This window comes from Ramlibacter alkalitolerans (genome assembly GCF_016722765.1).
Lineage (GTDB): Bacteria > Pseudomonadota > Gammaproteobacteria > Burkholderiales > Burkholderiaceae_C > Ramlibacter > Ramlibacter alkalitolerans.
Genome location: NZ_JAEQND010000026.1, coordinates 1 through 12,596, shown reverse-complemented (window position 1 = coordinate 12,596; position 12,596 = coordinate 1). Strand labels below are relative to the sequence as shown.

Genomic DNA, 12,596 nt, shown 5'->3' with positions numbered 1-12,596 from the left:
ACACGCAGGAGCAGCTAGACCAGGTCGCCAGAAAGCTCAATACACGTCCCAGAGAGACTTTGGGATTCGAGTCACCAGCCGAAAGGCTGGCAGCCACCGTTGCATTGACGGGTTGAGACCGCCGGGGCCCAGGGCTCCCGATGCTGCGCGCTCGCGCGCAGTTTGAACGCCCTGGATTCCCGCCTCCGCGGGAATGACGGTGTGCCCCAGAGCCGCTTCCCTCACGCCTTGCTCATCTCCTGCCCGCCTCACCCCAGGATACGCACCCGTCGCTCCACGTACGCCGGCCACACCTCGGGGTTCACCAGCCGCGGGGGCTTGCCGCCGGCCAGCAGGTCCACGATCTGTTCGGCGGCGATGGCGGCCACGTTGCGGCGGGCCTCGTGCGTGACGCCCGCGTTGTGGAAGGTGGCGAACACGTTGTCCATCGCCAGCAGCGGATGGTCCAGCGGCGGCGGCTCGCGGTCCCACACGTCGATGCCGGCGCCGGCCAGGTGGCCGGATTGCAGCGCCGCGACCAGGGCCGCTTCCTCGTGGATGCCGCCGCGCGCCGTGGTGATGAAGATCGCGCCCTTCTTCATGCGCGCGAAGGCGGCGGCATCGATCATCTTCAAGGTGCTGGCGTCGCGCGGGCAATGCAGCGAGACGAAGTCGGATTGCTCCAGCACCTGCTGCAAGGACGCCGGCTTCGCGCCGCGACGAGCGATCTCCTCGGGCGGCACGTACGGATCGGTGGCGAGCACCTCGAGGCCGAAGGCGCGGGCCAGCCGCGCCACGCGCGTGCCGACGTTGCCGATGCCCACCAGGCCGAGGGTCAGGCCCTTGATCTCGTGGCCCATCACCTCCTCGCGGCTGAAGCCGGTCTCGCGCCGCATGCGGCGGTCGCACTGCAGCATGTGCCGCGACAGCGACAGCATCATGGCCAGCGTGTGTTCCGCCACCGAGTCGGCGTTGCCGCCGGCCTGGTTCACCACGGCGACGCCGGCGGCGGTGCAGGCCGGCACGTCCACCGTGTCGTAGCCGGCGCCGCTGGAGGACACGCACAACAGTTGCGGGCAGCGCGCGACCAGCTCGCCGGTCGCGAACCACTGTTTCGGCAGTTCGTCCTTGGCGGCGGACACGTGGTACACGTGGGTGCCGGCGAGGATGTCCCACGCGGCCGCATCGTTGCCGCGCACCGGGAAGATGCCCAGCGAAATGTCCTGCTCGCGCGCGATGCGCTCGTCGAACACGGGGTTGAGCCACAGGTCCGAGCGGACGACGCGTTTGGTGGGGGTCATCATGATCTGTCTCTGTCGGGGAAAAAAGGGGGAATGTACGGGATGCGCGGGCGTCGGCCCCGGCAGCACGCTCGCAGCGCCGCGCACACAAGCCGCAACCTGCGTCGCCCGAGGGTCGCGCCGTCGCCGGCCGCGCGTCCCATCCATAATCGCTCGCTCATGAATACCGGAATCGCGAGATGACGCAGTCATTCGGCAAGCAGGAGACGGTCGGCTTCATCGGCCTGGGCGTGATGGGCAGGGGCATGGCGCACTGCCTGCTGCGCCAGGGCTGGAAGCTGCAGGTGGTCGCACGCCGCGACGAAGCGGCGCGTCCCTTGGTCGAAGCTGGCGCCCAGCGCGCAGAGTCGCCGGCGGCGCTGGCGCGCGCCTGCCGGCTCGTGTTCCTGTGCCTGTCCGACGACGCGGCGGTGGAGCAGGTGCTGTTCGGCGAGGACGGGCTCGCCCAGGGGCTGGCCCCCGGCAGCATCGTGGTGGACACCAGCACGATCGCGGCCACGTCCGCGCGCGCTTTCGCGCAGCGCCTCGCCGCGCAGGAGGTCACCTTCCTCGATGCGCCGATCAGCGGCGGCCAGCAGGGCGCCGAGGCGGGCACGCTGGCCTGCATGGTCGGCGGGCCGGCGGCGGCGGTCGCTGCCTTGCGCGAAGTGATGGGCGCCTTCTCCAAGGCGATCACGCATGTCGGCGACGTGGGCGCGGGCCAGACCGTCAAGGCGTGCAACCAGGTTGCCGTCGCCGGCGCGCTGCTGGGCGTGGCCGATGCGATCGCGCTGGCGCGCTCGCAAGGCGTGGACCCGAAGGTGATGCGCGACGTGCTGCTCGGGGGCACGGCGCGCAGCTTCGTGCTGGAAAAGCACGGCCAGCGCGTGATCGAGGGCGACTACCAGCCGGGCTTCCGCGCCCGCCTGATGCGCAAGGACCTGCGCATCGCGCTGGAGACGGCCCGCAGCGGCGGCGCGAAACTGCAGGGCGCGGTCCTCGCGGAGCAACTGATCGACGAGCTGTGCGAGAGCGGCCGCGGCGAGCTGGATTGGGCGGCGCTGGGGCTGCTGGTGCAGGAGAAGGCCGGGCGCTGAAGCGGCCGGCGGCGCTCAACCGCCGCCGAAGGTGATCCTGCGGATCTTGCGGTTGCCCATGTCCGCCACCAGCAGCGCGCCGAGGGCATCGAAGGCCAGGCCGGCCGGCAGGCTGAAGGTCGCGGATGCGGCCTCGCCGTCCTGGTCGCCCGAGGCGCCGGTGCCTGCCAGGACGGTCGTCTCGCCGGCCGGCGTGGTCTTCAGGATGCGGTTGCCGTAGGTGTCGGCGACATACCGGTTGCCCTCGGCATCGGTCGCGGTGTCTTTCGGCTGCGGGAAATCGATGGCGTCGTCGGCCAGCGTGAAGACGAGGCCGCCGGCGACGAGGCGCGTCTGGTTGGCGCTGCCGTAGTCGGCCACGTGCACCTGGGCCGACGCGTCCACCGCCACCGCATGCGGCATGAAGAAGCGCGCGCTCGCGGCCATGCCGTCCTCGGTGCCGAACTCGCCCGAGCCTGCCAGGGTGCTCACGCAAGGTCCTTGCGCGCAGGTCCGTCCCGCCTGCGGCGGCGCCGGCCCCATCGAGCCGCCGCCGCAAGCGGACAGCAGGCACGCGGCGAGCGTGCCTCGCAGCAGAACAGCACACGCGGCGCGATTTGCCATCGCCTGCTCCCGGGAGTGGTGCCGCCATGCTGCGCCCGGGCGGCGCGTGCTGCAAGAGGCTGCCACGCTCGAGGTGGCGGCACGTGATGTCGCACAGGCTGGTGGGCCGCCTACTGCACGAACCGCTCTTTCAGCTGCGGGTCGAAGCGCAGCAGCACCTCCACCGCGGCCTTGCCTTCGTCGAAGCCGCGCTTCAGGTTCTTCAGGCTCCAGTCGAAGGTGACCTCCGTATCCGGGTGGATCGGGACTTCCACCACCCGCGGCCGCATGGCGGACTGGTTCAACAGGTGCTGGCGGAACAGCTTGATGTCGTCCTCGCCCACTTCGGCGGCGAACTGCATCGGCAGGTTGGCCAGTGCGCCGCCCAGCGTGTGCGCCGGCTTGACCTGGCTTTCGTCGACGATGCGGCTGACCCAGACCTCGTCGAGGTCGCGGTGGTCGCGCAGCAGGTTGGCGAAGTTGACCGTGTCGACCAGCGCGCCTTCGCTGTATTCCACGCCGTCGTCGAAGGTGACGTTCTCCTCGATGAAGGGCAGGGCGGAACAGGCGCACAGCGACTGCGGCGAGATCTCCAGGTAGTCCTTGCTGCGCGGGTCGGGCGGCGCCGCGCGGTTGTGGAAGATCTGCATCCGGCCTTTTGTGTCCTTGGTCGGCAGGCGCCAGGCGTTGTGGTAGATCTCCGGCATGTCCGGGTCCGACAGCTTGCGGCGGAAGGCTTCGCACAGCGCCTCGCTGTCCTTGTAGTAGATCTTGGACAGGCCCTTGACCTCGGACTTGAACATCAGCGCCGTCATGTACCGCGTCCACGGGTTCACGGCCAGGAAGTCGTTGAGCATCCAGTAGTTGAACTCGCGGCCGAAGGGCGGCTTGCCGAACAGCTCGAACCAGCGCTGCATGCTGCCCTGCACTTCCTCTGCGCGGGGCCACAGGCTGTCCCAGCGGCGCTCCGCCGAAAAAGGAAAGCTCGCCCAGGCGCGCCACATGGAAGCGAAGTCGGGTGCGAAGCCCCGGTTCACGGGAAACCATTCATAGGAGCGGTCGTCGCGGAAGCAGTACTTCTGGAAGTACTCGAGCGTCTTGCCCGCCCGCCCGCCGGGCGTGCGCGTGTTGTAGACGATGCCCACCCAGGCGCCGACGCAGGACAGGCAGAACACCTTGAAGTCGATGCCCGCTTCTTCCAGCGCGGCCAGCGCACCGATGTGCAGGCCCGCCGCCGGACCGCCGCCCGCCAGCGCGATGGCGCGCTTCTTCGCTTCCCCCTTCTGCATGCACGTCTCCTCGTCGATTTGGGTGAGGGACCGTGCGCGCCCATTGGCGGCCGGTCATTCTTCACCTATTGTGTGCGGTCGCGAGGAGTTCGTCATGATCCAGATAAATGAGTGGGACAAGGTATGGAGTGCCGGCGCGGACGGCGCCTCGCCTTCGAAGTCCGTGATCGATGCGATCTGCGGCACGCTCTCCGCGTTGGCGCCGGCGCCGCGCGCGGTGCACTTCTACCGCGGCGAGGGCCTGCGCTGGATCCGCGTCGGCTTCGACGGGCAGGGCATCCCGCACCCCGGGTGGGTGAAGGAGGCCGGCAGCCGCATCCGGTCCTGCCTCGCCTCCGGAGAGCCGCTGTACTTCCACGCCCTGCGCTCGCACGACCTGCTGTTCTTCCTCGCGGGCGACGGCGTGGGCAGCGCCGATGCCGTGGGCATGCCCGCCGACTGTTTCGGCCTGCCGCTCGATGACGTTGTCCGCGCCTGGGACCTGCAGGGCGCGGCGGCCAGCGCAGCGCCGGCCGCCAGCCCCTAGAGCATCGCCGCCGCGCCGTACTCGCAGCGCGTGAGATCGAAACCGTGCGCGCGGGCCTGCTCGCGCGCCGCCTGCGCCCACGGCAGGGCGCGCGCCCCATGGCCCGCCGCGTGCAGCGCGTGCGACCAGGTCAGGGTGGAGAAGGCCTGTTCTGCGCGCGCGCCGCCCTGCTCGTACAGGCGCAGCGCGTTGCCGAACAGCGCCTGCGCCGCTTCCGGGTCGCCGCCGGTGCGCACGCTGCTGACCGCCTTCACGCGCCACGCCATCGCTTCGGCGAAGTAGCCGCCGACGGCCTGCGCCGTGGCGATCGCCTCGTCCGCCGCCGCCATGGCATGCGCATGCTCGCCGCTGAAGCAGGCGATCTCCGCTTCGATCGCAGGCAGGTAATCGAGCAGCGACCACTGGCCTTCGGAGACCTGCAGCAGTTCGCGCGCATCGGCGACCGCCGTCCGCGCGTCCGCGAAGCGGCTGACGCGGCACAGGCACAGCGCCAGGAACACCTGGCCGTGCCAGCCCAGGTAGGGAACGGAATGGACCTGGCTCAGTTGCACGCAACGCCGCGCGTCGGCCACGGCCTCGCCGAGCCGGCGCACCGCCATCAGTGCATGGCTGCGCCAGATGCGGGCGCCGGCGACGTAGATCGGCGACTGCAGCTGCTCGGCTTCCTCCACCGAGAGATCGGCGAAGCGCAGGCCCTGCTCGCCGGGGCCGCTCTGGCAGCGCGCATAGCCCAGCCAGCCGAGGCCCGAGATGTAGTCGATGAAGCTGCCCGTGGCCTTGTAGTGGCCGATGTTCCCCTCGTTGAGGAAGTCCAGCATCTCGTTGAAGAGACCCTGGCAGCACAGGTCCATGGTGAGGGCCGAGCCCGGCTTCATCTCGATCAGCAGCGAGCCGCGCTCGTGCCCCAGCCGGCGGATCTCGCTGAAGATGCTCCGCGCCTCGGTGTAGCGGCCCGAATAGAGCAGGGCGCGGCCTTCCTGGAACAGGATCGAGGCGATCGTCGTCGCTTCGCAGGAGACGCCCGGAAGCTGCGACAGCCGCCGGGCCAGCGCCCCCAGTTCCATCAGGCGCTTGGGCAGGATCGCGAAGCGGCCCACTTCCATCAGGCCCAGGATGATGTCGATGTGGCGGGCGACGTTGCGCGGCGTCGCCTCCAGGCTGGACACGAGTTCCTCCGCCCGCGAGAACAGGGACAGGGCTTCGGCCACCGCCACCACGCGGGTGGACGCAACCCCTGCCGCGTACAGGTAGTCGACTTCCTTGTCCGGCAGGTTGGCCTCGTGGCAGTGGTGCGCCATCAGGCCCGGCTCGTCGCGCGCGGTCTGCGGCTGGTGCGTCTCGATGGCCTGCACGATGCGGGCGTGCAGCGCCTGGCGGTCGTGGCGCAGCTGGCCGTCGTAGGCGGCCTGCTGGATCAGCGCGTGCTTGAAGGTGTATTCCGCCGCCGGCGGCGTGCCGCGCTGGAACAGCAGCTGCGCCTCCACCAGCCGCTCCAGGGCCGCGGCGAGCACTTGCTGCGGCTGGCTCGTCACGCGCTGGAGCAGCGAGAAGGTGAATTCGCGGCCCAGCGCGCTGGCCACACGGGCGGCCTCCTTGGCGCCTTCCAGCCGGTCGAGCCTGGCCATGAGGCTGTCGCGCAGCGTCCAGGGGATGTCCAGCGGCCGCACCGGCTCGCGCGCGGTGGTGGGCTGCGCCTCCGCGGCCGGCGCGGGCGACTCCAGCACCGTGGCCGTCATCTCCTCGATGAACAGCGGCACGCCGTCGGTGCGCGAGAGGATCTGGTCCAGCACGGCGGGCGACAGGTCCTTGCCGCGCGCGACGCTGCGGATCAACTTCTCGGCATCGTGCGCCTGCAGCGGCTCGAGCCGGATCTCGCTGACCTCGCCGACGGCGCTCCAGTGCCCCTGCTCCGGCTGGCGCGAGGTGAGCAGGGCCATGAAAGGCTTGGTCCGCATGCGGCCGAACAGCAGGCGCAGGAACTCCTCCGTCGCGCCGTCCATCCAGTGCGCGTCCTCCAGCATGAACAGCACGGCCGCCGACTCGCAGTGGCGCTCCAGCTGGCGCACCAGCACGTCGCGCGTGAGGTTGCGGCGCTGGTCCGGCAGCTTGGGCAGCAGGGACGCCGCATCCGGTACCGCGAGGCCCAGGAATTCGGCGACCAGCGCGAGATCCAGCCGCGTGCCCGTCGCGCCCAGCCAGGCTTCCAGGCGCGCCAGGTTCTCCGCGACGTTGCTGCCGCTGATGCGCGCTTCCCGGCGGATCCAGGCGATCAGCGGGTGCAGCGGCGTGCTGGCCTGGTTGGGCGAGCATTGCAGCAGCACGATGCGACCGGAGGAGCGCGCGAAGCGCTCGGAGGCGGTGCGCAGCAGCCGCGACTTGCCGATGCCCGGTTCGCCCGTGACCGTCACGATGCGGGCCTCGCCCTGCTGCGCGGCCTGCCAGCTTGCCAGCAGCCTGGCGAGTTCGGCGTCGCGGCCGACGCACTCGAACACCTCGCTGCGCTGGGCCTCGAAGCGCATGCTGGAAAGCGCCTCGTCGATCACGCGCCAGACGCGCACCGGCTTGTCGAGGCCGCGGAACTGGTGCCAGCCCATGTCGGCGTACATGAACAGGCCGCCGGCCAGCCGGCGCGTCTCGTCCGAGATCAGCACGGTGCCCGGGGTGGCCAGCGATTCGATGCGTGCGGCGAGGTTGGGCGTGAGGCCGGTGGCCGCGTGGCGCTCGGCGAAGCCGGTCCCCACCATGTCGCTGATGACGGCCATGCCGGTCGCCATGCCGATGTGGACCTTGAGTTCGGCGCCGCCCTGCAGCGGCGCGGCCGCCAGCGTTTCGAGGATGTGCAGGCTCGCGCGCACGGCGCACTCGGCGGCGTCCTCGCGCGCCAGCGGATAGCCGAAATACGCCAGGATGCCGTCGCCGATCAGGCGCGCGGTGAAGCCGCCGGCGGCTTCGATGATCTGGCAGCACGAGGAGTAGTAGCCATGGATCAGGCTGCGCAGGTCGTCCAGGTCCAGCTGCTCGGACAGCTTGGTGGACCCGACCAGGTCGCAGAACATGACGGTGATCTGGCGCCGCTCGCCCTGGCCCGTGGCCTCCGGCGTGGCAGGGCGCGGGGCGCTTCTCGCCTGCAACTGGCCGATGGCGTCCAGCAGGACGCGGCGATGCCCCAGCGAGAGCCCGAGTTCCTTCAGGTCGGAGTCCGACAGGTGCCGCAGCACCTCGAAGCTGATGTCGTTCCTGCGGAAAGCCTCGGCATGCATTGCCAATCCCAGCGACCCCAGCCAGTCGGCCAGGGCGCCCTCCTCGGGCGTCACCATCCGAGTCCCCCAGAGCCGGGCGGCCCTCACCCGGCATTGCACTTGTTTGGTTTGGGCCGAGAACAATGTAGCGGATTCGCCCGCAGGCGGCTATCCGGCCCGTCATGCTACGTCGCTGGATCGAGCAGAAGTCCGGAGGATGTCGCTTTCCTGCTCGCCTTGGGGTCGCGGAACACCAGCGGCCGTACCGCCGGCTCACCGCGCTCCACGCGCAGCACCGCCTCTTCCACCAGCGCATGCTGCGGGCTCTTCGGACACACCGGATCCGCGGCTGCCGGGTCGCCGGCCAGCAGGAAGGCCTGGCAGCGGCAGCCGCCGAGATCCTGCTCGCGGTGTTCGCAACTGCTGCACGGCTCCTTCATCCAGCCGGTGCCGCGATAGCGCGCGAAACCTTCGGACTCCAGCCAGGCGCTGCGCACGCTGGTCTCGCGCAGGTTGGGAAAGGCCAGCCCGGGCAGCATGCGCGCGGTGTGGCAAGGCAGCGCCACGCCGTCGGGCGCCACGGTCAGCAGCGTGCTGCCCCAGCCGTTGACGCAGCGCTTCGGCTTGCCCTCGTGGTAATCGGCGGCCACGAAGAACAGCCGCATGCGGCCCGCCAGCCGCTCGCGCCATTGGTCGGTGACCGCCTCGGCCTGCCGCAGCTGCTCGCGCGTGGGGAGCAGGTGCTCGCGGTTCTCGAAGGCCCAGGAGTAGTACTGGGTGTTGGCCAGCTCCAGGTATTCGGCGCCGATCGCATCGGCCATCTCGATGATGCGGCCGATGTGGTCGATGTTGAGCCGGTGGATCACGCAGTTCATCACCATCGGCCAGCCCTGGTCGCGCAGGATGTGCGCCACCTTCTGCTTCAGGTCGAAGGTGCGGGTGTGCGAGAGGAAGTCGTTCATCTCCCGCGTGGAATCCTGGAACGACAGCTGCACGTGGTCCAGGCCGGCGCGCTTCAGGGCGGCGGCGCGGGACTCGGTGAGGCCCACGCCGGACGTGAGCAGGTTGGTGTAGTAGCCCAGGCGGTGCGCCTCGGCCACGAGTTCCTCGAGGTCGTCGCGCACCAGCGGCTCGCCGCCGGAAAAGCCGCACTGCACGGCCCCGAGCTCGCGCGCCTCGCGCAGGATGCGCAGCCAGTCGGCGGTGGCGAGTTCCTGTTCGTGCTGCGCGAAGTCGACCGGGTTGTAGCAGAAGGCGCAGTGCAGCGGGCAGCGGTACGTGAGCTCCGCCAGCAGCCAGAGCGGCGGGCCGGGCGGCGGCGTGTTCATGCCACTTCCACCCAGCGCTGCTGCTGCGCGATGGCCAGGAAGGCAAGCACGTCGTCCTGCAGGCCGGTGGCGTGGAAGGCCTCCTCCAGCTGCGAGACGATGGTGACGACATCGCTGGCGCCGTCGCAGCGGCTCAGGATCTCGCCGGCGCTGCGATTGAGCTTGATCATGCCTTCGGGATAGAGCAGCACGTGGCACTGCTGCGCCGGCTCCCATTGCAGGCGGAAGCCGGAGGCCACCCGCGGGCGGCTTTCGACGGCCACCGTGCTCACGGCTTGACCCCGTAGTGCTGCGCCATCGCATCGTTCATCGCCCACAGGATGTCGAGCTTGAACTGCAGGATGTCCAGCGCGCGTTCCTGCTGGGTGCGGCTGGCGAAATGCGACAGCGTGATGGCCAGCGCCTGTTCCACGTCACGCCGCGCCTGGCTCACGCGGTTGCGGAAGTACTGCAGGCCGGCGCTCTCGATCCACGGGTAGTGTTCGGGCCAGCCCGCCAGCCGCTGCTTGTGGATCTCCGGCGCGAAGAGTTCCGTCAGCGAGGAGCACACGGCCTCCTGCCACGGCGCGCGCCGCGCGAAGTTGACGTAGGCGTCGACGGCGAAGCGGATCGCCGGCAGCACATGGCGCAGGTCCGTGATCTCCTCGCGCGCCAGCCCCGTCGCCATGCCGAGCCGGATCCAGGCCTCGATGCCGCCGGCGTCCTCGCCGCTGCCGTCGTGGTCCAGGATGCGCTGCACCCAGGCGCGCCGCACCTCGCGGTCGGGGCAGTTGGAGAGCACGGCGGCGTCCTTCACCGGGATCGCGATCTGGTAGTAGAAGCGGTTGGCCGCCCAGCCGCGCACCTGCTCCTTCGAGGCCCGCCCCGTATTGAGCATGACGTTGAACGGGTGGTGGATGTGGTAGGCCGCGCCCTTGTCGCGCAGGCGGGCCTCGAATTCCTCGCGCGTCCACGCGGGGCGCGGGTCGGGGGCGCGGGGCGGGGCCAGTGCGGGATCGATGGGGGTGCCCATGGCGGTCTCTCCTTCGGTACTTCAGAGCTCGATGTCCATGCCGTCCCAGGCGACTTCGACGCCGCGCGCCACGAGTTCGGCGCGCTGGGGCGAAGCCTCGTCGAGGATCGGGTTGCTGTTGTTCACGTGGATCAGCACCTTGCGCGTGCCGTGGGGCAGCTCGTCCAGCCACTCGAGCATGCCGCCACGGCCGGATTGCGGCAGGTGGCCGATGCTGCGGCCGGTCTTGCGGCCCAGGCCCAGCACGATCATCTCGTCGTCGGTCCAGAAGGTGCCGTCGACCAGCACGCAATCGGCGCTGCGCATGGCCGCATCCACGGCTTCGCTGCGTTCGCCGAGCCCGGGCGCGTAGAACAGGCGCCGGCCGCTGGCGGTGTCGGTGAGGACCAGGCCGATGTTGTCGCCCGGAACCGGATGTTCGCGGTGCGGCGAATACGGAGCGGCCTTGCTGGCCAGCGGCAGCGCCGCGAGTTGCAGGCCGGGCACGCCCTCGATGCTGAAAGGGCTGCCGTCCAGGGGAATCGTGCGCCGCTCGACGCCGCAGAAATGCCCCAGCACGCCGAGGATCGGGTTGCCGCGCGTGAGGTCCTCGTAGACCGGGTCGGTGCACCACAGGGGCAGCGGTCGCGTGCTTTCGCGCAGCATCAGCAGGCCCGTGCAGTGGTCCACCTGCGCATCGCTCAGCACGACTGCGGCGATGCCGCTGTCACGCGTGGCGCGCCTGGGGTGCAGGGCGGGCGTGGCGCGGATCTGGGACAGGATGTCGGGCGAGGCGTTGACCAGGGCCCAGTCCGGTCCGGGGAGGCCCTGCACGCAGATGGAGGATTGCGTGCGCGGCCGCCCCTGGAGGGTGCCGGCACGCAGGCGCGCGCAGTTGCCGCAGTTGCAATTCCATTGCGGGAAGCCGCCGCCGGCGGCCGCCCCGAGCACATGCACGCGCATGGAGGGCCCGCGCTAGCGGGCGGCTATGTACATCGTGATTTCGAATCCGAAGCGGAAATCGACCGCTTGGGGTGTGGTCCAGGTCATGCTGTCTCCTCGCAAGGGCGCCGGGGAAAGAGGGGGCCGCCCCCCGGCGAAGCGGCGCAACAAAGCACCTTCGGGGGCAGCTTAAGGGCGGCGGGGAGGGAGCGTCCAGAGCGGGCGCCCTAGTCGGGCCTCCAGATTTTCATGAATCTGCCTCCTTGCCAAGGGCAGCGGTTTCGGGCCGAATGCCGGAGCGAGACCGCATCCGATGAGCCTGAGCCTGCGCATCAACCTTATCGTCGCCGGCGTCATCGTGGTGCTGGTCGCCTCGATGATCGCCCTGCAGCTGGACAACCTGCGCAGCGCCGTGCGCGAGGAGATCGTCGCCACCAACCGCGTGAGCACCCAGCTGCTGCAGCGCGTGGCCCGCGTGTACGCCGAGAACGGCCCGCATGCGCTGGTGCGCTTCCTGGAGCGCCTGGGCCGGGTGCGCGCCAACGACATCACCGTCACCGACGCCACGGGCCAGGTGCTCTACCGCTCGCCGCCGTCCACCTACAAGGCGGGGCGCGAGGCACCCGGCTGGTTCCGGGCGCTGATCCTGCCCGCGCCGACGCGCCAGGTCGTCGAACTGCCCTGGGGCCGCATGACCATCGACGCCGAGCCCTCGCGCGCCGTGCTGGACGGCTGGGACGAGATGGTGACGCTGGCGGCAATCGGCGCCGGCGGCCTGCTGGCGATCAATGCGCTGGTCTTCTGGGCGATGGGCCGGGCCTTGCGGCCCTTCTCGCAGATCGTCGCGGCCCTCGACCGGCTCAAGGCCGGCGATTTCAACGTGACGCTGCCGCCGCTGCCGGGCCGCGAGGCGGCAGCGATAGCCGCGGCATTCAACCGCATGGCGGCCGTGCTGCAGGAGAACATCGGCAACCGGCAGCGCGCCTTCGAGGCGGAGCGCCGGTTGTCCGATTCGCGCGAACTGGCCGGCCTGATCGAAACGCACATCGAGACCGAGCGGCGCGAGATCGCCCGCGCGCTGCACGACGAGCTGGGGCAGTCGGTCACCGCGATCCGCAGCCTGGCCCTGTCGGTGGCGCGCCGCTGCGACGAATCCGATCCGCAGTCGGCACAGGCCGCCGGCGTGATCGGCGAGGAGGCGGGCCGGCTCTACGACGCGATGCATCGCATGATCCCGCGCCTCGCGCCGATGGAGCTCGAGACGCTGGGGCTGGGGGAAGCCATCGCCGGCCTGCTGGAGCGCTCGCGCGCCGCGCACCCCTCGGTGACCATCGAGCAGGAGG

General features: G+C 70.4%; 12 protein-coding genes. 3 read left to right on the top strand and 9 right to left on the bottom strand.

What is annotated here, in order from left to right; all coding sequences use genetic code 11:
- Nucleotides 1-248: 248 nt before the first annotated feature.
- Nucleotides 249-1,280: a hydroxyacid dehydrogenase gene (locus JI746_RS27445; protein WP_408004136.1), complete on the bottom strand. Its 1,032-nt coding sequence runs from the start codon at nt 1,278-1,280 to the stop codon at nt 249-251.
- Nucleotides 1,281-1,459: 179 nt separating this feature from the next.
- Between JI746_RS27445 and JI746_RS27440 the strand changes: the two genes are divergently transcribed.
- Nucleotides 1,460-2,356, top strand: coding sequence for an NAD(P)-dependent oxidoreductase (locus JI746_RS27440; RefSeq protein ID WP_201693502.1), 897 nt, complete (start codon nt 1,460-1,462; stop codon nt 2,354-2,356).
- A gap of 15 nt (nt 2,357-2,371) precedes the next feature.
- Here JI746_RS27440 and JI746_RS27435 read toward each other — a convergent pair whose 3' ends face one another.
- Complete coding sequence (locus tag JI746_RS27435; protein WP_201693501.1) at nt 2,372-2,827, bottom strand: NHL repeat-containing protein; 456 nt, start codon at nt 2,825-2,827, stop codon at nt 2,372-2,374.
- A gap of 242 nt (nt 2,828-3,069) precedes the next feature.
- Nucleotides 3,070-4,227 (bottom strand): patatin-like phospholipase family protein, encoded by a 1,158-nt coding sequence (locus JI746_RS27430; protein ID WP_201693500.1) that lies wholly within the window; start codon nt 4,225-4,227, stop codon nt 3,070-3,072.
- Between the two features lie 94 nt (nt 4,228-4,321).
- Here JI746_RS27430 and JI746_RS27425 point away from each other — a divergent pair, with 94 nt between their 5' ends.
- Nucleotides 4,322-4,753 (top strand): hypothetical protein, encoded by a 432-nt coding sequence (locus tag JI746_RS27425; RefSeq protein WP_201693499.1) that lies wholly within the window; start codon nt 4,322-4,324, stop codon nt 4,751-4,753.
- On the opposite strand, the gene JI746_RS27420 is transcribed toward JI746_RS27425, so the two are convergent.
- The 6 genes from JI746_RS27420 to pqqA form a co-directional block, all read right to left on the bottom strand.
- Nucleotides 4,750-8,070, bottom strand: a complete 3,321-nt coding sequence (locus JI746_RS27420; protein WP_201693498.1) for an ATP-binding protein — start codon at nt 8,068-8,070, stop codon at nt 4,750-4,752. The genes JI746_RS27425 and JI746_RS27420 overlap by 4 nt on opposite strands.
- 107 nt (nt 8,071-8,177) lie before the next feature.
- Nucleotides 8,178-9,320: a pyrroloquinoline quinone biosynthesis protein PqqE gene (gene pqqE, locus JI746_RS27415; protein WP_201693497.1), complete on the bottom strand. Its 1,143-nt coding sequence runs from the start codon at nt 9,318-9,320 to the stop codon at nt 8,178-8,180.
- Nucleotides 9,317-9,583, bottom strand: a complete 267-nt coding sequence (gene pqqD / locus JI746_RS27410; RefSeq protein ID WP_201693505.1) for a pyrroloquinoline quinone biosynthesis peptide chaperone PqqD — start codon at nt 9,581-9,583, stop codon at nt 9,317-9,319. Before pqqD ends, pqqE begins: the two co-directional genes overlap by 4 nt.
- A 5-nt stretch (nt 9,584-9,588) precedes the next feature.
- Complete coding sequence (pqqC, locus tag JI746_RS27405; RefSeq protein ID WP_201693496.1) at nt 9,589-10,332, bottom strand: pyrroloquinoline-quinone synthase PqqC; 744 nt, start codon at nt 10,330-10,332, stop codon at nt 9,589-9,591.
- A gap of 21 nt (nt 10,333-10,353) precedes the next feature.
- Complete coding sequence (pqqB, locus tag JI746_RS27400) at nt 10,354-11,274, bottom strand: pyrroloquinoline quinone biosynthesis protein PqqB (RefSeq protein ID WP_201693495.1); 921 nt, start codon at nt 11,272-11,274, stop codon at nt 10,354-10,356.
- Nucleotides 11,275-11,286: 12 nt separating this feature from the next.
- A complete protein-coding gene (pqqA, locus tag JI746_RS27395) occupies nt 11,287-11,361 on the bottom strand; it encodes a pyrroloquinoline quinone precursor peptide PqqA (protein ID WP_201693504.1) in 75 nt (24 codons plus the stop codon).
- A 205-nt stretch (nt 11,362-11,566) separates the two neighbouring features.
- Between pqqA and JI746_RS27390 the strand changes: the two genes are divergently transcribed.
- The coding region (locus tag JI746_RS27390) for a HAMP domain-containing protein (protein ID WP_201693494.1) at nt 11,567-12,596 on the top strand (1,030 nt) is incomplete at its 3' end.